This window comes from Anabaena sp. WA102, from assembly GCF_001277295.1.
Lineage (GTDB): Bacteria > Cyanobacteriota > Cyanobacteriia > Cyanobacteriales > Nostocaceae > Dolichospermum > Dolichospermum heterosporum.
Map to the genome: position 1 here is coordinate 1,917,448 of NZ_CP011456.1, position 19,695 is coordinate 1,937,142.

At 38.1% G+C, this 19,695-nt stretch carries 18 protein-coding genes; 8 read left to right on the forward strand and 10 right to left on the reverse strand.

Features of this window, described 5'->3' with window-relative positions:
* Positions 1 to 4: 4 nt before the first annotated feature.
* Both AA650_RS08460 and AA650_RS08465 read right to left on the reverse strand, forming a co-directional pair.
* Positions 5 to 1,174 (reverse strand): hypothetical protein, encoded by a 1,170-nt coding sequence (locus AA650_RS08460; RefSeq protein ID WP_053538676.1) that lies wholly within the window; start codon positions 1,172 to 1,174, stop codon positions 5 to 7.
* Between the two features lie 156 nt (positions 1,175 to 1,330).
* Positions 1,331 to 2,530, reverse strand: coding sequence for an IS4 family transposase (locus tag AA650_RS08465; RefSeq protein ID WP_053537530.1), 1,200 nt, complete (start codon positions 2,528 to 2,530; stop codon positions 1,331 to 1,333).
* An 874-nt stretch (positions 2,531 to 3,404) separates the two neighbouring features.
* Here AA650_RS08465 and AA650_RS08470 point away from each other — a divergent pair.
* Complete coding sequence (locus tag AA650_RS08470; RefSeq protein ID WP_234413388.1) at positions 3,405 to 4,151, forward strand: class I SAM-dependent methyltransferase; 747 nt, start codon at positions 3,405 to 3,407, stop codon at positions 4,149 to 4,151.
* A 174-nt stretch (positions 4,152 to 4,325) separates the two neighbouring features.
* Here the strand turns inward: AA650_RS08470 and AA650_RS08475 are convergent, their stop codons facing one another.
* A complete protein-coding gene (locus tag AA650_RS08475) occupies positions 4,326 to 6,539 on the reverse strand; it encodes a transketolase (protein WP_053538677.1) in 2,214 nt (737 codons plus the stop codon).
* A gap of 309 nt (positions 6,540 to 6,848) precedes the next feature.
* Here AA650_RS08475 and AA650_RS08480 point away from each other — a divergent pair, with 309 nt between their 5' ends.
* The 7 genes from AA650_RS08480 to folP all read left to right on the forward strand — a co-directional run bounded on the left by AA650_RS08480 (position 6,849) and on the right by folP (position 13,562).
* Positions 6,849 to 8,231 carry a cytochrome P450 gene (locus tag AA650_RS08480; RefSeq protein ID WP_053538678.1) on the forward strand — a complete coding sequence of 461 codons (1,383 nt, stop codon included), beginning with the start codon at positions 6,849 to 6,851 and terminating at the stop codon, positions 8,229 to 8,231.
* A 280-nt stretch (positions 8,232 to 8,511) separates the two neighbouring features.
* Positions 8,512 to 10,206, forward strand: coding sequence for a beta-carotene ketolase CrtO (crtO, locus tag AA650_RS08485; protein ID WP_053538679.1), 1,695 nt, complete (start codon positions 8,512 to 8,514; stop codon positions 10,204 to 10,206).
* Positions 10,207 to 10,383: 177 nt separating this feature from the next.
* The gene (locus tag AA650_RS08490; protein WP_053538680.1) at positions 10,384 to 10,869 is read left to right on the forward strand and encodes a GIY-YIG nuclease family protein; all 486 of its coding nucleotides are present in this window, start codon (positions 10,384 to 10,386) and stop codon (positions 10,867 to 10,869) included.
* Between the two features lie 46 nt (positions 10,870 to 10,915).
* A complete protein-coding gene (locus AA650_RS08495; protein WP_053538681.1) occupies positions 10,916 to 11,320 on the forward strand; it encodes a hypothetical protein in 405 nt (134 codons plus the stop codon).
* A gap of 6 nt (positions 11,321 to 11,326) precedes the next feature.
* On the forward strand, positions 11,327 to 11,752 hold the full coding sequence (locus tag AA650_RS08500; RefSeq protein ID WP_053538682.1) for an HNH endonuclease: 426 nt from the start codon (positions 11,327 to 11,329) through the stop codon (positions 11,750 to 11,752).
* Positions 11,753 to 11,931: 179 nt separating this feature from the next.
* Positions 11,932 to 12,657 (forward strand): triose-phosphate isomerase, encoded by a 726-nt coding sequence (gene tpiA, locus AA650_RS08505; RefSeq protein WP_053541230.1) that lies wholly within the window; start codon positions 11,932 to 11,934, stop codon positions 12,655 to 12,657.
* 47 nt (positions 12,658 to 12,704) lie between these two features.
* Positions 12,705 to 13,562 carry a dihydropteroate synthase gene (folP, locus tag AA650_RS08510; RefSeq protein WP_053538683.1) on the forward strand — a complete coding sequence of 286 codons (858 nt, stop codon included), beginning with the start codon at positions 12,705 to 12,707 and terminating at the stop codon, positions 13,560 to 13,562.
* Positions 13,563 to 13,617: 55 nt separating this feature from the next.
* Here folP and AA650_RS08515 read toward each other — a convergent pair whose 3' ends face one another.
* The 7 genes from AA650_RS08515 to fabI form a co-directional block, all read right to left on the reverse strand.
* The gene (locus tag AA650_RS08515) at positions 13,618 to 14,496 is read right to left on the reverse strand and encodes an SPFH domain-containing protein (RefSeq protein WP_053538684.1); all 879 of its coding nucleotides are present in this window, start codon (positions 14,494 to 14,496) and stop codon (positions 13,618 to 13,620) included.
* 259 nt (positions 14,497 to 14,755) lie between these two features.
* Positions 14,756 to 16,192 (reverse strand): polysaccharide biosynthesis/export family protein, encoded by a 1,437-nt coding sequence (locus AA650_RS08520; RefSeq protein WP_053538685.1) that lies wholly within the window; start codon positions 16,190 to 16,192, stop codon positions 14,756 to 14,758.
* Complete coding sequence (locus tag AA650_RS08525; RefSeq protein WP_168465998.1) at positions 16,185 to 16,466, reverse strand: hypothetical protein; 282 nt, start codon at positions 16,464 to 16,466, stop codon at positions 16,185 to 16,187. Before AA650_RS08525 ends, AA650_RS08520 begins: the two co-directional genes overlap by 8 nt.
* A gap of 119 nt (positions 16,467 to 16,585) precedes the next feature.
* Entirely contained in the window at positions 16,586 to 17,569 is a 984-nt protein-coding gene (locus AA650_RS08530) for an ABC transporter ATP-binding protein (protein ID WP_039201786.1), read from the reverse strand.
* A 65-nt stretch (positions 17,570 to 17,634) separates the two neighbouring features.
* On the reverse strand, positions 17,635 to 18,240 hold the full coding sequence (gene hisB / locus AA650_RS08535) for an imidazoleglycerol-phosphate dehydratase HisB (RefSeq protein ID WP_053538686.1): 606 nt from the start codon (positions 18,238 to 18,240) through the stop codon (positions 17,635 to 17,637).
* A 45-nt stretch (positions 18,241 to 18,285) separates the two neighbouring features.
* Positions 18,286 to 18,588 (reverse strand): hypothetical protein, encoded by a 303-nt coding sequence (locus AA650_RS08540; protein WP_053538687.1) that lies wholly within the window; start codon positions 18,586 to 18,588, stop codon positions 18,286 to 18,288.
* A 14-nt stretch (positions 18,589 to 18,602) separates the two neighbouring features.
* Positions 18,603 to 19,379, reverse strand: a complete 777-nt coding sequence (gene fabI / locus AA650_RS08545; protein ID WP_053538688.1) for an enoyl-ACP reductase FabI — start codon at positions 19,377 to 19,379, stop codon at positions 18,603 to 18,605.
* Positions 19,380 to 19,695 lie beyond the last annotated feature (316 nt).

Below are 19,695 nucleotides of genomic sequence, written 5' to 3' on the forward strand. Positions count from 1 at the left end.
AACTTTACTCATTTAATTTGTATCTTTTATAACTAGATTCTATTGATTCATCTATTAATAAAAATGAGTCACTTGCAGAGCTAAATAATTCTCTAAACAAGTAATAAAAATACATTCTTTGAGAGTTGCCTATTTTTTTGGCAGTTTTACTGATTTCATCTAATTTTCTAATTAACTCGTCAAGAAAGTTGTAGTCATCTTTGCTAGGTTTAATATCTGCAATACCTCTATTTATATCATCAAATGAATTAATGAGATTTTTATCTTTCAAAAAACCTACGGCAGCACCAAAACCTGTCATTACTTGTGATTTAGAAAATATTTTATCTACGCTAGAACCAAACGGCTTACCCGATAATATGATTTCTTCATTATTACAATTCCAATCACCTGCTAATTCATGTATTTTTTTAACCAAATTATTATATGTTATGAGGTAATTTTGAAATAGATCATTATCTTGATTTTCTAGAGCAAGCTTTTCTAAACTTTTTATACTTTCAAGCAAGTCTCTTCTATCCAAACTAGACTCATCCCTAAGAATATAAGAAGTGAAACCATCTATTACATCATTAAATCTGTATTCGCCAATTTGATGCGGAGTTTCTTCCTCAACTTCTCTAAGTAATCTTATTCCTCCAGGAATATTTTCATCGAGATAATTTGAATAAAGTATTTCTATTTGATGCCTCACCGACATAGGTGATTGACCCGTATTAAGTGTCAGCATTCTGTACAATATACCTATTTTGTTAAGACCTAAATAAATTTCAAATCTTAACTTATGATCATAAAAATTTCTTTTATTTTCATCATTTTCAAAATCTAACTCTTTTTCTACATCGAGTAAAGTGTATGTTCTTTGTAATCCATCAAGAATGATTAATTTATTTTTATGGTTATTTATATAATTGAGAGATTCATTATCATCTTCATAATTAATTTCTATATTTTCATTACCGAGTGCTAAAACTAGGGGAGGTATAGTACATCCTACTTTTAAATCTTTCTTGAGTAGGTTATATATTGACGAATATGATCTTAATCTTTTTCTTTGAAAAGGATTATTTTGAAGAATAATTTTAGCTATTTCTAAATATTCAGAAATAGAAATTTCTGTCAGAATATTGTATGCTTTTATTCTGTTATCGAAGATTTGAGAAAGTATTTTCATGAAAATTAACAGCAATAAATTTTATAGTCTTATAATAGTCTTAAATTAATGGATCAAGACAAAACTAAATGTAAAGAAAAATAAAGTAAAATTCTTTACCATACGCTCAACCGCAAATGTACACTCTAAAAATATACTTAACGGGTGACAAGGCGGCTAAAGAGCTTGTTTCATAAGGGATAGAGCCTGAAAGCCCCGTTGAAAAAAGAGGCGTTTATGAGGCTTGAGATTGATTAAATTCAGAGCTAAATCAGCCCATAATTCCATACCATAAATCCATAGTTGTCCGTAGAGAGCAAAGCTAAAATCACTTTGACGTGGGTACTTGTCCTGATGTTGTTGAATACGTCCGGCATAAGTCTCTATACCTAATTTTTTCATCCGTTGACCGTGCATAGTGGCTAAACTATAAGCAATGACAATCAATAATACTAAAGCTAAAAAGCGAGTTTCATTTACTTTAGTATCCTCTAAATTATAACCACCAGTTTTACAATCCTTAAAGAATTGCTCAATTCCCCATCGACATCTATAGAGGCATAAAGTTTGTTGGAGAGTTGGTAGATTCGTCAAGATATACCAAGGTTCTTTTGGTCCAGAGTTCCGATATTTTCTCTTCCAATAAACAGCGATATTAAATAAGCCTAATTCATCCCCTTTACCACATTTAACTTTTTCATAAAATCTCGACATTCCTGGCTTAAATCCTTGATTTTTAAGAACTTGATATTCTTGTTCAGGTTTTTCTTGAAAATAAAGGTTTTTCTTCTGGCGTAAAGCGAAGTAAACTCCTTGCTCATCAAGCCATTTAGCCAGTTTTGGACTATGAAATTCTCTGTCTGCTAACACCACAATTCGACATTTTTTTAACAACTTTATTGCTGTTTTTATTAATCTTTTCTGTGTTTGTAAATTACTATTTCCGACATGATTTAATGTTTCCCAATATAGTGGTAGGGCATGAGTACCCCATACCAATGTCACCATAAATATATTTCGCCCCTTCCACTGTGTTCTATCCAGTGCTACCATCCAATAACCATATTTTTGATACTGTTTTTTATGAAAATAACGGCGCTGTTCTCGATTCAGTTGTTTTGGTGTTAACGATTGTCTAATCCAATATTTTATCAATGGAAACCATAATAATTTTACGCAGAGTTTACCTATTCCTAAAAATCTTTGTAGATTACGTTTCCTGCTTTCATATTTAATTGGTTGGGGAAACAAGCTGGCCAATTTTGACAGTTTTACTTGGCGATGAGCCTGTATTAATAACAACAATATCTCTAGTGTCAAATACTGCTGTTCACTCAAATGCTTTCGGAAAATTGTTTGATATGATTGTGGTAACATTTTTTGCTTCGGGGGCTTCTTTGTCCCTATTTTTTTACTCCCTTATTTTCTCAAATTATTGCCACATCTCATCTTCAACCGCCTTGTCACCCGTTAAGAAAAATATAAGATATTGCGTACATCTGCGGTTAAAATCTTAATGCACCAACACGATCACAGCGATCGCTCTAAACATCCTAGTAATGCTTGAGTGAGATAATGTAAACAGATGCAGAGTAAGGTTTTCAGATGCGATCGCCCATTAATCCCTAGTAATGGTTGAGTGAGATAACGTAAACAGATACAGGGTAAGCTTTTCAGGTGCGATCGCCCACTAATCCCTAGTAATGCTTGAGTGAGATAATGTAAACAGATACAGGGTAAGGTTTTCGGGACACGATCGCTCTACTAATCCCTAGTAATGCTTGAATGATATAACGTAAACAGATACAGAGTAAGGTTTTCAGGTGCGAACTGCTTGCAGCAGCGCTTCGCTATCGCTCCACTAATCCCTAGTAATGGTTGAGTGAGATAATGTAAACATATACAGGGTAAGGTTTTCAGGTGCGATCGCCATAAACATCCCTAGTAATACTTGAGTGAGATAACGTAAACAGATACAGAGTAAGCTTTTCAGGTGCGATCGCTCTATTAATCCCTAGTAATGGTTGAGTGAGATAATGTGAACAGATACAGGGTTTTTGGACTGTAATTTAGGGTTATTAATGGTGGGTATTGTTGGGTTTCCTTGTTTCAACCTAACCTACTTACTTGTGCTAATTTTATATATAAGCTCGCATGGTGTCAGGTAAGGGAATATTGATACTTCTCATGCGGGTTATTTTCTGAATGTTATTTTCTAGAATATCAATAGGAGGATTGAATTTTGAAAAATGTGATACCCGGTACTACAAGCAGATTGACTATTGTTGACCATAGTGAAACCTATGGAAGGCATATTTTACAAGAAGGTCTTAAAAATATAGATATCTCAAGATGTGTAGATTTAGGATGTGGTAGTGGAGAAGATTTGTTAATAGTCAAACACCATTATCCGAAAGCAAAATGTATAGGTATAGATTATGGTAGTTGGAATTTGGAAAAATTAATACAAATGGGTATTGAGCCTATTTCACTTAATATAGAGAATCAGCAGTTTCCTTTTGAAAATGAATCTATTGATTTTATTATAGCTAACCAGATTTTAGAACACACCAAGGAAATATTTTGGATTAATCACGAAATTTTTAGAAGCCTAAGAATTGGTGGTTATTTATATTTGGGTGTGCCAAATGTACTTTCTTTGCATAATCGTATTCTAGGAATTTTTGGAGTTCATCCGACTTCTACAAAATTGATTTCTGCTCATGTAAGAGTCTTTTCTAAAAATGATACAATCAATTTTTACAGTAATATTGCTGGAAGATTTACATCTATTGAGAAATTCTCTGGCTCTCAATTCTATCCTTTTCCTAAAATCATGGCTAGACCCTTATCTACTATATTACCTTCTCTCGCATTTTCAATTTTCTTTATGATTAAAAAAACTGAAGAATACAAAGGAGAGTTTATTGAGTGGTTAATAAAAACACCTCTTGAGACTAACTTTTTTAGAGGACAAAACGAACATAAATCTCTTTAGAAATATCAAAAAACTGTAGTATTGTAGGGTGCGTTAGCAACAGTGTAACGCACCCTAAATGAAATAAGTAATGAGACAAAATTAATTACACAAACATCTGGACTGAAATCCTTGACTGACAAAGAATTGATAAATAAATAATATGTAATTAATTCTGTCCAGGTACTTATGATATTAATGCACCAACTCAATAGCCCGCTTAGTCAAAGCTTCCGCAGTCAACCCATTAAAAGCCATCAACTCACCCGCACTAGCCGTAGTTTCCCCACGCTTCCAGGCAAAAGAATCACGCTGAGAATTACTGCGTAACATGATTGGTTCTAACATCGCCGCAGCGCCACCTGTCACACCAATTAAGGCATCTCCACCAAACAATTGCTCAAAATCGGCATCACTTAGAAAACCGTTATCAGGTTCAGAACAAGTATCCCAAGCAGTATCATGAGGACGATATAAACGACGAGGATTGATAATAGAAACAATCTTCACACCAATACCTTCAGTTTCTAAAAAAGCCGCCGCTTCAAACACAGGAATTAAAGTCAAATCGCCAATTACAGCAAATACAACAGTCTTCCCACCAGCCACTTCATGTAATAACACCGCACCATCAATTAAGCCTTTTTCAGTTTGGGCAAAGGTGCTACGAATTGGCAATGGAGACTTACTAGCAGTAATGACAATGCCTTTATTTTTTGTTTGCAAAGCCCAGTCATAACAGACTTGAATACTGTTAGCATCTGGGGGAAATAATGGGAAGACATTTCCCGTTCTCATCAAAGATGCAAAATAAGCTTCAATTTCTGGTCTTTGGTGAGTCCAACCGTTGCGTCCTTGTTCTAAAGCCCCGGCTGTAAATAATGTAATTGTCGAGGGAGTTTGACGGCGTAATTCTGCCATTGCTTGGGTTACTGTTTGCCAAATTGGTAAACCATTGATGGCAAAAGATTCATAGGAACACCACAAAGTTCTCGCCCCCATTAAGGATAATCCAGCCGCTAAACCAGCACAAGCATCTTCGCTCAAAGGTTCGTAAACTTGACCTCCTGGGGCTTGATGATAGGTGTCATCGGTGGTGGGGTGAATGATTTTTAATGCCTCATTAATATTACCAATTCCTGAAGCGGCGTTACCATCAGCGTTAGTCACAAGGAAGTTTTTATCTTTATTTCCTACTACTCCCACCAGCTTACCCATGACAGTTGTAGAAACTTGGGGAACTGCGCCAACTTGATATTCTACTAATGGTAATTCGCCAATTTCTGCTAAGGGTAATTCAAATTCTGTGACTACAGTTTTCGCAGCCGGACCACCTCCAGCCCGTTCGGCATTTGTCCGCACAATTTGCCATGCTGGGGCTGATAATGCCCGTTTTTGTAAGGCGCTGACAATATGGGGCGCGTCTAATGTATCTTTAGGATAGAGGTTGTGTGATTTTGCCCCCAAGGCGTGAACCCCTGCCCCTTTGAGTTGTTTGATAATAAATACCGTCAATTTACCGCTAAGTGCAGAACGGGCAGCTTTATCCATACCTACTAATACCGCTTTGGTAAATTCTAGGCGTTTCTCAAAAGAAAATGCGGTACTATCAACGTATTCACCGGCTTGATTTTGGTCGTCAAAATCTTTAGCATTGACTAATACAACTTCGGCAAAACCGTTACCTTGCCAATAGGCGATCATCTCTGCGTTGGTTTTCAAAGATACCATGCTGTGGTGTTCTTGGCTGTAACCGTTCCACACCAATACGGGTAAGAAGTTGGTAACAGTGGGGTAAGCGGTGTTGAAATGTGCCATTGAACTCATGATATAGGGTTCACCCAGTCCCCCGTCTCCCAGGGTGAAGGGGAAGAGTTTATCACGGTGTAAGAGGGCTGCGGCCATGGCGAAATGTTGTCCTTGTCCCAGGGGTCCAGCCGGTGCGAGAATACCGGGAATGTAGCCGGATAGGTGTCCTAATAATCCATGCTTTTCTCGAAAGCGATCGCCCAATTGTTGTACTGTAGAAATGCCCATGTCTTCTAAGGAACGGTCTAAGAACATGGCACTATAAAAACCGGGGGCGTGATGTCCTACTTCGGTGATAATGTTTTTATGTCCCAGCATGACCAAAGCTGCATAAGCCTCCGCTTGGCTGGCAAAACCGCCGGGATGGCCAGAAGCCTTACTAGCACTGATTTGTAGAGTTAAGTAGCGCAGGGCATCAGCGGCCAGTAAGGTTTGATATACTGCATTTAGATCTGTTGGGGATGCGATCGCCCTCTTGCCCGATTCTATCACGGGAGTTGCCCCATAAATTTCAAAATCTGGCAATGCTTCCCCAAAATATTGTATCCCTTCACAAAAATTTGGAACTGCGGAAGCTGCCTTTGTCGTAATTACTGTCATGTTGAGTACCTGAATAAAATCGGAAAAACTTGAGTTTCTGGTTTAATGTAACCAAGATTTTACATCTTTGAGGATCTAATAGTTAATTGCTTTTTCGCAATATCACCATAAGTAGGTTAAATACTCATCTCACATGATTACTTGTTTTTCCTTTCATGTCATTACATCAGTATACGTAGGGGTTTAGCACTGCTAAACCCCTACACATCTAGTTTTTTTTATAATCTTGTGAAAATTCAAATCTCAAGGGTTTATAGTTGAAGTTGAGTTATTCTGTAATTAATTGTGTAATCAAAACAGGAGAAAATTATGCAACTACTACCAGGACCAAAAGTATCAGCTACTATTCAAGTTTTAAACTGGATATTCAGACCCATGAGTTATTTGACAGAATGTGCCAAGACTTATGGTGATTTGTTTACTCTAAAATTGGAAAGTAATTTACCACCAATTTTATTTGTTCATTCTCCTGAAGCTATCCAGCAAATATTAAGTAATGATCACAAGGACTTGGAAGCACCAGGAGAATTAAATAGTATTTTTGAATATTTACTCGGTAAAAAATCTGTCATTAGCCTGAGTGGTAAAGAGCATCAACGTCAACGGCAATTAATTATGCCACCTTTTCATGGGGAAAGAATGCGAAGTTATGCTGAATTAATTGAAAATATTACCACAAAGACTATCAATAAACAACCAAAAAATCAACCTTTTAATATTAGAAATGTTTTCCAAGAAATTACTCTTCAGATTATGATGGAAGCTGTTTTTGGGATTTATGAAGGAGAACAAGCTGAAAACCTGAGACATTTACTTTGTGAAATTATTGAACAAAGTAGTGTTCCTTGGAGAGTTGCTTTTCTCTATTTTCCCAAATTGAAAGAGGTAATTGGTATTTCGGAACTTTGGAAACAACAAATAAAGAAACAGGAAAAAGCTGACCAACTCATTTATCAGGAAATTCAACAAAGAAGAGAAAATTTTGATCCTCAGCGGACAGATATCCTCACTTTACTAATGTCCTCTAGGGATGAAAATGGTGAACCTATGACGGATGAAGAATTAAGAGATGAATTAATGACTTTATTATTCGCAGGTCATGAAACTACAGCTACAGCAATTTCTTGGGCTTTTTACTGGATTCATAAACTCCCAGAAGTTCGAGAAAAGCTATTAGTCGAATTGGATAGTTTAGGAGAAAATCCTGATTCTAATACTATCTTTAAATTGCCATATTTAACTGCTGTCTGTAATGAAACATTAAGGATTTATCCCATAGCAATGCTAACTTTTCCCAGAAAAGTAAAAACACCTATTTCTCTTTGTGGTTATCAACTTGAAGCAGGCACAATTATTATGGGTTCAATTTATTTAACTCATCAACGGGAAGATATTTATCCTCAACCCGAAAAATTCAACCCAGAACGCTTTTTAGAAAAACAATTTTCTCCCTATGAATTTCTACCTTTTGGTGGTGGTGCAAGACGTTGTATCGGTTTAGCATTTGCCCAAATGGAAATGAAATTAATATTAGCTAAAGTTCTGAAAACATGGTCAATGAAATTAGTGAATACCGATGAAATTAAACCACAAAGACGGGGTTTAGTTACAGGTCCAAATGGTCCCATAAATTTAGAAATTCAGAATCTTCGTCAACCAAAATATGTAAACTTAGAAACAGTCACAGTTTAACAGCAATAATTTCTCAAACAAGATCCCTGATTTATTGAATAAATTGGGGATCTATAGTAATCCTAAATAAGACGTATTTGTATAACCTGCCGTAAACATACATCTCTTCCTTCTCTACCTCTGCGCTCTCTGTGCCTCTGTGGTTCGTTCTCCGGCAACAACTCAAATAGGATTGCTATATTATTGTAACTAATCTCCACTAAAATTTTACCTAATTTACTTGCAATTTGCCGTAAATATTAATAATATAAAAAAGCCAGGTTTCTATGTCATAAGAGATATGCAAGAATACGACGTTATCATCATCGGTGCTGGACACAACGGCTTAGTTTGTGCGGCTTATTTACTCAAAGCAGGTTATAGCGTCTTACTACTAGAAAAACGTCCTGTTCCCGGTGGTGCAGCCACAACAGAAGAATGTATCCCAGACAAAGCACCAGGTTTTAAATTTAACTTGTGTGCCATTGACCATGAATTTATTCATTTGGGTCCAGTAGTAGAAGAATTAGAACTGACAAAATATGGCTTAGAATATCTAGAATGTGACCCAGTTGTATTTTGTCCTCACCCCGACGGTAAATATTTCTTAGCACATAAATCATTAGAAAAAACCTGTGCAGAAATCGCTCGTTACAATGAAAGAGATGCTAAAAAATATGCCGAGTTTACAAATTATTGGCAACGGGCAATTAACGCCATGATTCCCATGTTTAATGCCCCACCCAAATCAATTATAGATATTTTCGGTAACTACAATCTGCAACAAGTTAAAGATTTATTTTCTGTAGTTGGTTCTCCCGCCAAAAGTTTTGATTTTGTGCGAACAATGTTAAACAGCGCCGAAGATATTCTTAATGAATGGTTTGATGAAGAATTTCTCAAAGCTCCCCTATCTAGATTAGCATCAGAATTAGGTGCGCCACCTTCTCAAAAAAATCTGGCAATTGGGGTGATGATGATGGCTATGCGTCATAATCCTGGAATGGCTAGACCTCGCGGCGGTACAGGTGCATTAGTCCAAGCATTGGTGAAATTAGTTAATAGTAAAGGTGGGGTAATTCTCACAGACCAGCACGTAGAAAAGATTTTAATTAATGATGCTAAAGCCGAGGGTGTGCGGGTGGCAGGTGGTAAAGAATATCGAGCTAAACAGGGAGTAATTTCTAATATTGATGCTCAAAGATTGTTCTTACAAATGACAGAAAAAAGTGATATTGATGCCGTTGATCCTGATTTGTGGGAAAGGTTAGAACGACGGATTATCAATAACAATGAAACCATTCTGAAAATAGATTTAGCATTAGATGAACCCTTGCATTTTTCTCATCATGATCATAAAGATGAATATCTCATTGGTTCAATTCTCATTGCTGATTCTATGAATCATGTAGAACAGGCTCATAGTAAATGTACATTAGGCGAAATTCCCGATTCTGACCCCTCCATGTATCTCGTCATGCCTAGCGCTCTTGACCCTAGTTTAGCACCACCTGGTAAACATACTTTATGGATTGAATTTTTTGCTCCTTATCAAATTGCTAATGCAAAAGGTACAGGTTTAAAAGGGACAGGTTGGACTGATGAATTGAAAAACAAAGTTGCAGATAGAGTAATTGACAAATTAGCAACTTACGCCCCCAATGTGAAGAAAGCAACTATCGCTAGAAGAGTAGAAAGTCCGGCAGAATTAGGAGAAAGATTAGGGGCATACAAAGGGAATTATTATCATATTGATATGACAATGGATCAAATGATCTTTTTCCGACCTTTACCCGAATTAGCTAATTATAAAACCCCCATTGATAATCTCTTTTTAACAGGTGCAGGAACACATCCAGGTGGCTCAATTTCCGGTATGCCAGGACGCAATTGTGCGAGGGTATTTTTGCAGAATAAGCAACCTTTTACTCAAGCTTTAAAAGATGCTGGAAACTCGATTAAGTCTACAGTTGGTTCTGTATTTGGCATAGGATAGCTATAACTGGGTATTTAGGGCAGGTTTATCCTGATCTGCCTGCCTTATATGTAAGTATTTTATACAGTACGTTGGTTATGATTGAAAATGCTTGTATAAAAACATTGCCTATTTTCATACATTTGTGTAAGATGTAATTACAGTAAAAATAATTTAGTAAATAGGCAAGCAAAAAAAATGACAGAAGAATTAAGAAAAAGATACTTAAATATTTTCCGTAATAAGAGCCAAGACTTAGAAGCAGAATTAGAAAGAGAAAGAGATTTGAGAAAAAGAGCAGAGCAAGACCTTACAATAGAAAGAAATCTTAGACAAAGACTAGAAGAAGAACTTCAATTTTTTGAAACTCTTGTTCCATTACCAAGAATAATTTGGTGTGAAGATTGTAAACAAGCTCCTATAGGTGAACCTGGGGTAGTTTATTTTATTTATTCAGTAGCAGATCGTAACTGTGTCAAAATTGGCAAAACTCAGAACTTGCCTCGGAGAATAAAACAGTTACAAACAGGAAATCCTAGTGATTTAAAACTTCTAGGATATATAATAGGTTATACAGATATTGAAAAGTTGTACAAACGATATTATCAACAATTTAGAACTCAAGAGGGTGGTAAAGAATGGTACAGGGATGCACGATTCAGATTTAAGTGGATTGATGATTGATAATAGGTAATATAATCAATATAAAATAAACTCTAACGTTCACCCTATGCCCACTGAAACAGTAACTCTCCAAATCCCAGAAATTATCTATCAGCGATTAGTTAATACTGCTAATGCTATTCAACGTCCCTTAGAAGAAGTAATGCTTCATGCTTTGCAAGTTGGTAGTCCACCAGCTTGGGATGATGTCCCGGAAGAATTTCAATCTGAAATTGCCGCATTAGATAAGCTAGATGACAATACTCTTTGGCAAATTGCCAATAGTCGAAAAACAGCAGATGATATGGACAGATATAACATCCTGCTTGATCATAACTCTAGGGGTATACTTACAGAAGTAGAACAATTAGAGTTGATGTCACTTCGACATGAGGCTGATTTATTTATGTTATGTAAAGCCCAAGCAGCAGTATTACTCAGTTGGCGAGGGTATCGTTTATCAAATTCTTAAATTGTTGTGTCTACATATATTTCTGAAAGTTTAAGACAAAAAATCATAGAAAGGGATAAATCACGTTGCTGTTATTGCTTGACATCTGAAGCAAATAGCGGTATTCCTATGACTTATGATCATATTCACCCAGTTTCTAAGGGTGGAGAAACAACTTTTGAAAATCTTTGTTTAGCTTGTCGTTCATGCAACGAATTCAAAAGTGATGCAGTTGAATCTATAGATCCTTTGAGTGGTGAAACTATACAACTTTTTAACCCTCGTCAACAGAAATGGACTGACCATTTTGGATGGAGCGCTGATGGTACAAGATTAGAAGGTATAAATGCTATTGGTCGGACTACAATAGTTAAGCTACGAATCAATAATCCAGTAATTCTGATTGCTCGAAAGCGTTGGGTAATTAGTGGTTGGCATCCTCCTCTTGATTGATAGCATATAAACAAATAACTTATAAAGCATCTCATTTATTATAAAGACCAACACTTTTGCCTATATTCCTACTGACTACCGTTTCTGTAGCCCGATAAATTCTGCTTCGTGAATAGTCCTGAAAAAGTAGTACATTAAAAAGTGCATCTAGTAACATTAAAATTTTGATTAAATCACCTGTGCGGAAAATCGTTATTGCTGGTAACTGGAAAATGTTCAAAACCCAGGCAGAATCCGCAGAATTTTTAAGCGGATTTTTGCCTCACCTGGAGGAAACCCCCTCAGAACGAGAAGTGGTATTATTTCCTCCCTTCACAGACCTAAGCCTGGTGTCTAAATCTTTGCATGGTAGCCGTGTAAATTTGGGCGCACAAAACGTCCATTGGGAAGAAAGTGGAGCATATACAGGCGAAATCGCCGCCTCTATGCTAACAGAAATCGGTGTGCGTTTTGTCATTGTGGGACACAGTGAAAGACGGCAATTCTTCGGGGAAACAGATGTAACTGTCAATCTCCGTCTTAAAGCTGCTCAAAAGCATGGACTCACACCCATTCTCTGTGTTGGGGAAACTAAACAACAGCGAGATACGGGGGAAACAGAATCAATAATTAGCACCCAGTTAAAAAAAGACTTAGTAGATATTGATCAAACTAACTTGATCATTGCCTATGAGCCAATCTGGGCTATTGGTACTGGTGATACCTGTGAATCGAAGGAAGCAAATCGGGTAATTGGCTTAATTCGCAGTCAATTAACTAATCCCCTAGTTCCTATCCAATATGGCGGTTCAGTCAACCCGAATAATATTGATGAAATTATGGAACAACCAGAAATTGACGGCGCTCTCGTTGGTGGCGCTAGTCTAAAAGCTGATAGTTTTGCCAGAATTGTCAACTATCAATAATGGGGATTGGGGATTGGGGATACATCAATTAAAAGTTAAAAAATTTCATGTCTAACAACTTAACTATCCGAGATCACTGTTTTACCTGGGGAAAGCGGACTTATCTCATGGGAATTTTGAATGTCACCCCGGATAGTTTTAGTGATGGTGGTAAATTTAACACCACCTCAGCGGCTTTAACCCAGGCACAAGCAATGGTTTCGGCTGGTGCTGATATTATTGATATTGGTGGACAATCAACCCGTCCAGGGGCAGAACAAATATCCCTAGAAGCAGAACTTGAGCGGGTGCTATCTGTCTTGGAGTTGCTACGTCCAGTTATTGATATTCCTATTTCTATAGATACAACTAGAGCAGAAGTAGCCAAAGCCGCAATTACCGCTGGAGCAGATATAGTTAATGATATTTCTGCTGGTACATTTGACCCCCAAATGTTGCCAACTGTTGCTAGTTTAAATGTGCCGATTGTGTTAATGCACATCCGAGGAAAACCCCAAACTATGCAAAAATGTACTGATTATGAAGATTTAATTCCTGATATTTATCAATTTTTATCTGAGCAAATTACAAAGGCTACACTTTTGGGAATTGACAAAAATAAAATAATTATTGATCCTGGTATTGGTTTCGCTAAAAACCATGACCAGAATTTAGAAATTTTTCGCTGTTTAGAATCACTAAAAACACTTAATTCTCCAATTTTGGTGGGAGCATCTCGTAAAAGTTTTATTGGTAATATTCTTAATCAACCAGATCCAACATTACGGGTTTGGGGAACAGCCGCAGCTTGTTGTGCGGCTATTTTTAATGGTGCAGATATTCTCCGAGTCCACGATGTTCGAGAAATGCAAGAAGTTACTCTGGTAGCAGATGCTATTTTTCGTGATAGCGCAGCGTGGCGTTAGCCATAGGTTAGGAGGTAGGGGCGCGGGGCTCGCGCCCAGTTAATGGTGTCAAGCTCTAATTAGATCCATTCCCATTACCTTTACCATTGCCATTACCCTTTCCATTAGTGGGATTTTTACCATGATTTTCTTGTACTGAATCAGAAATCAATTCCTGAAACATTTCTGTTGAGTTAGCAGGATCTACAAAGACAATTTTGGCATTATTGCTTTCACCCAGTTTTTGACTAGCATCTACATAATCTTGGGCAACAAGATACCTTAAAATATCTTTACTTTCGGGGTGAGAACGCAAGGCTTCAGCAATTATTTCTATTGATGTTCTAGTTCCTTCCGCTCGTTTAACTGCTGCTTGTCGTTCTCCTTCTGCTGCTTCTATTGCTGCCTTTTTTTTAATTTGTGCTGTTTGTTGTTCTTGCATTGACTTGCGTACAGCTTCTGGTGGGGTGATACTTTGAATATCTAAACGGATAATTTCAATTCCCCATGCGGATGTAATTGGATTTAATACACCTAATATGCTTCCGTCCATCTCGGCTCTGGACATATTAGTATCCTCTAAGGAATTTTGAGCGATATTTTCCCGAAGGGTGGTTGTGGCTAAGTTAGCTAAAGCTGTTTCTAAGTCATCAATAGCATAAAAGCTTTTTTCAATGTCTTTGATCCGCCAGTAAAGAATTGCATCAACTTCTAAGTAAACTCCGTCTTTAGTAATTACATTTTGCGGTTTTATATCTAATAACTGCTCTCTGGTTGTATTCTCCATCACAACTTGATCGAGAATGGGAACTATGAAACTTAGTCCAGGATTTAGTTTGCGATGATACCGCCCCAAGCGTTCAACTAAGGCGACATCTCCTTGATTTACCATCTTTGCAGATGCGAAGGCATAACCTACTAGAGCTAAAAATATGATAAAAATTATTGGGTCCATTCAGTTATTCTCCTCTTTCGGCTTCGGGCAGAATTGATTGTTAGGGTGATGGCTGGCATTAACTGTAAATTAAAATGGGTTAATTGCGTAATTTCCCGATTGTTAACTATAAAAATGATAAACCTGCGATCGCATTATAGGCGATCGCTACACCTCTAATCATGAGTTGCCGAAAAAAATAACCTAAGATGTATAATAATTATGTTTTGGGTCTAGATTTTTTGAGTGGAAACCTAGAAAACCAACCTTTCGACTTAAACTAAAATCCAGTAGTAAATAGTCTGATAATCCCCAAGATAGTACCTAAAGGACCGGCTACAGTATTAACTCTATCACCAGTTTTAGCTAACCCGTTGCGATCAACTACGACAACATCATTGTTGCGAAGGATCGGATTGGTTTCCTCATTAATTCCTTTAGCTAAATCCACTTTAACTGGACGTTTAGTAACTGTACCATTGGTATTGAGGCGAATTAATTCTACAGTTCCTTTACTGGCTCTACTATCATTAAAACCACCAGCGGCTAATAATGCCTGATTTAAAGAGCTATTTGGTTGTAATCTTACCGCCCCTGCTCTTTTGACTTCACCCACTACACCCACTTCAATAGTATTTGGGGACAAAGTTGTTGTTGCTAATTGGGTAGATTCAGCGGCACTAATATCCGTAGCTGTAGGAATGATGATAGTATCGCCATCTTGCACCACTATGTCTTGATTGATATCACCGCTTTGTAGTAATTCCCATAGGTTAATATCTATAGTTTGTTCCGTACCAGTTCGGGTAGGACGGCGTAATTTAATCTTCCGAACATCCGCAATGGACGTAATTCCCCCTGCTAGTTGTAAGCTCCGCATGACAGTGGGTAAACCACCACCAGCACCACCACCCTCTGCCCCACCGGCATTTCCAGCAGTAACAAGATAAGAACCAGGACGGTAAACTTGACCAATTACCACCACTGTGCGGGGTGAACTTTGACTAGCGGCAAAGTTAGCTGCAAATAAATTCCGGGCTTCAGCCACATTCAAACTGGCAGCAGTGGGGACAATTATGGTGTCTCCATCTCGTAAGGTAATCTCCTGAGATATTCTACCTGTTTGCGTCAATTCCTTTAAATTTAGGGAAACTGTCTGCTCTCCAGAACGTCCTACCTTGCGGCGTAATTGTACTTGAGTTACATCTGCTGCTAGTGTCACACCTTGAGCGCTGGTCAGGGCAGCTAATACTGTTGGATATTGGACACCGGGGTTATTTCCTGCTCCCCCTTCCAAGCTGAGGGTATAAGCACCCGGTCTTGTTACTTCCCCAGCAACAAACACATTAATGGGACGGGGTGATAATAAGTTGACGGAAATGAGCGGACGTTTGAGAAAGCGAGCATATCTTCTGGCGATTGTATCAGCAGCTTGTTCTGTGGTTAAGCCCGAAACGGGGATACTGCCAATTAAAGGCATATTAATTGAACCACCAGGAGGAACTTGATATTCACCCGTATATTCTGGTACTTCAAATACATTGACACGGATGCGATCGCCGCCGCCTAATAAATAATCTGTAGCGATACTGGGTGTTGATTTTACTGGCTGTTTTTGCGCTAAACTCACCGATGGCAAAGCGATATTCACTGTTGTTAACAATGCTAAACCCATAGTTGAGTGGGTGAGAAATTTACACAAATCTTTATTAAGCATATTTACCTGAGAATTGAAAATGACGATATTTAGAGTTATTCGGAAACATTTTAACATCGAGTATACTGAAGAATCCTAGTGACTCAACAATTTTATTTTCTAATAAATCTTTAGTTTTCCGGACATAAATAATTTGTTGCGTAAGGAATTTGATTTTAAATCTTCTCTGAATGTTAGGAAATATTTTCAGTGCTTTTTGCAAGTTACGGTTCCTCGCTGATAACAATTTTCGTCCTATGTCAACAACTAATTCATCCGCTGATGGTACAGTCATAACACTAAATTTATCAGGAATTATTAACACATAAGTAACTGACTTTTAGAATCATCAAATAATTCGCAAAAATTACTACTTATGGGTGATTTATCTCTCTTATTTTCTACCTGTTTGTACTAATTAAGCGGATGATTTCGGATTTGAATTTGATGGATAAAAAACTCTTCTAGAGATTGACGTGACAGATTCATAGTGATAACTTTTCCCCCCATTAACCTCAAACTAGACAGAAAATCATAATAATCTTCTTGGAGTATACCCTGCCAAGAACCATCAGACCGAAATTCTAAATTACCTATCCATTTTCTCAAGATTTCCCCGTCTCCGCCTTGACCTTTAACATGATAGGTGTTTTGATTACCTAAAAGTTCATTGAGAGAACCGCAACAGATTAATTCTCCTTGATCAAGAATAGCCACGCGATCGCAAATTTGTTCCACTTCACTCAATACATGACTATTAAAAAATATGGTTTTACCAGATGCTTTCAAAGCAAGAATAATTTCTCGCATTTGGTAACGCCCCAGAGGATCAAGTCCAGACATAGGTTCATCCAAAAAAACTAAATCTGGATCATTGATTAATGCCTGAGCCATACACACGCGCTGAAGCATTCCCTTAGAATAGCGCCGCATTTGCTTTTTACGAGCATCGGCTTGGGATAATCCCACTAATTCCAACAATTGGGGAATGCGTTGACGTTGTAACTTTTGGGGAATTTGAAATAAACCCGCTGTTAATTGCAAAAATTCCCAACCGCTCAGATATTCGTATAAATAGGAATTTTCTGGGAGGTAGCCAATATGCTGCTTGACTTTAGCGTTGCCTATGGGTTTACCTAACAATAATCCCCTTCCAGATGTAGGGCGGATAATTCCCAACAATAATTTTAACAACGTGGTTTTACCCGCACCATTAGGACCCAACAAACCAAAGGTTTCTCCTGGGTACACTTGTAAAGAACAGTTTTTGAGCGATACAACCTTTTGATTGAGCCAAAACCCCGTGCGATAGACCTTTCGCAATTCAGAAGTCAGGACTACGGGTTGTTTATCTAAGGGATTTTGCTGAGAATCGGGGTTGTCTACAACAGAATTCATAGCGATGAAACTACCAACTACTGACTATTTAGAGCTAACTACAGATTAACCGATGCTGAGGATTTTTATAACACACCTTTAGAACTAGGAATTGTTTCTGTCCGCCGAGGATCAATTTCCACTGCTATTCGCATGGCTCTAGCAAAAGCCTTAAATGTGGCTTCAATAATATGATGGGAATTAATTCCATCCAATTGGCGAATATGTAACGTCATTTGGCTATGATTCACCAAGGCTACGAAAAACTCCCGCACTAACTGAGTATCATAAGTCCCCACCCGTTGAGTAGGAATTTCTAAACCATAACTGAGATGAGGTCTACCAGAAAAGTCTAAAGCAACTTGTACCAAAGCTTCATCTAAGGGCGCAAGAAAATTCCCAAACCGGACAATTCCCTTTTTATTACCCAAAGCTTGGAATAAAGCTTGTCCCAAGGTAATCCCCACATCTTCGTTAGTGTGGTGATCATCAATTTCCAAATCACCTTTAGCTTGAATGTCCAAATCAAAAAGCCCATGAGAAGCGATTTGATGGAGCATATGATCTAAAAAAGGAATACCTGTAGAAACTTTACATATCCCTGTACCATCCAGATTGATAGTAACGTGAACATCTGTTTCACCAGTAGTGCGGTGAACTGAAGCTATCCGATGAGTTTGTTTATTAGTCATTTGTCAGTTGTCAGTTGTTAGTTGTTAGTTGTCAGTTGTCAGTTGTCAGTTGTCATTGGAAAAATTCTTTCTCCCCACATCCCCCACATCCCCCACATCCCCCACATCCCCCACATCCCCCACATCCCCCACATCCCCCACATCCCCCACATCCCCCACATCCCCCACATCCCCCACATCCCCCACATCCCCCACATCCCCCACATCCCCCACATCCCCCACATCCCCCACATCCCCCACATCCCCCACATCCCCCACATCCCCCACATCCCCCACATCCCCCACATCCCCCACATCCCCCACATCCCCCACATCCCCTACATCCCCTACATCCCCTACATCCCCCACATCCCCTACATCCCCTACATCCCCATAATTTCATATCCCGCATCTACATACAGGATTTGTCCAGTAATACCGCTTGCTAAATCACTGCATAAGAAAGCTGCTGTATTGCCTACCTCTAGTTGAGTGACGGTGCGACGGAGTGGTGCTACTTTTTCGACGTGATGAATCATATCCAAAATGCCACCAACGGCTGAAGACGCTAAGGTGCGAATAGGTCCAGCAGAAATACCATTGACGCGAATATTATCGGGTCCGAGTTCCGCTGCCAAGTAGCGAACACTGGCTTCTAAACCAGCTTTAGCCACACCCATGACATTATAGTTAGGAATTGCTCGAACTGCTCCCAAATATGTAAGAGTAATAATACTTCCGCCTTCAGTCATTAAAGGTTTAGCTGCACCGCTTAACTGTACCAGTGAATAGGTGCTAACTTCCAGAGCCGTATTGAAACCAGAACGAGAAGTTTGACTAAAACCTCCGGTCAAATCTTCTTTTTTTGCAAAGGCTAAACAATGCACTAGAATATCTATTTTCCCCCATTCTTGCCGGATGGTTTCAAAAGTAGATTGAATTTGCTCGTCATTTTCAACATTGCAGGGCAGAAATAGGCTAGGACTGAGCGTTTCTACCAATTCAGAAACTTTTTTTTCCATTTTACCCTTGTCATCTGGCAAGTAGGTAATGCCCAAATTAGCCCCGGCTTTGTGTAGTTGTTGGGCAATTCCCCAAGCGATAGAACGGTTATTGGCAATACCTGTAACTAGGGCATTTTTTCCAGATAGATTGAGCATAGAAATTGCTAATTTAATTCATCATTAGGAGCATACTAGAATCTGAGCCTAGTTTGACTGCATTGGGCTAGGGATTTTCCAAAATGCTCCATAAGCAAGCAGTAAGCCCCAAAAAATCATGCCCATGTTTACAAAAATTCTCAAGAAATTGACAATTTTTAGAGGCAAAACTTTTGGAGTATAATTGGTGAAACTACTTATCAATAATTACTAGCTAAACGGAACAACAATTATGTATCATTATAAACGGAAGGCTAGGAATTCCGCGTTTAGGTATAGGAAAAAACAGCAAGGTTAATGGTGATTTATTGATTTT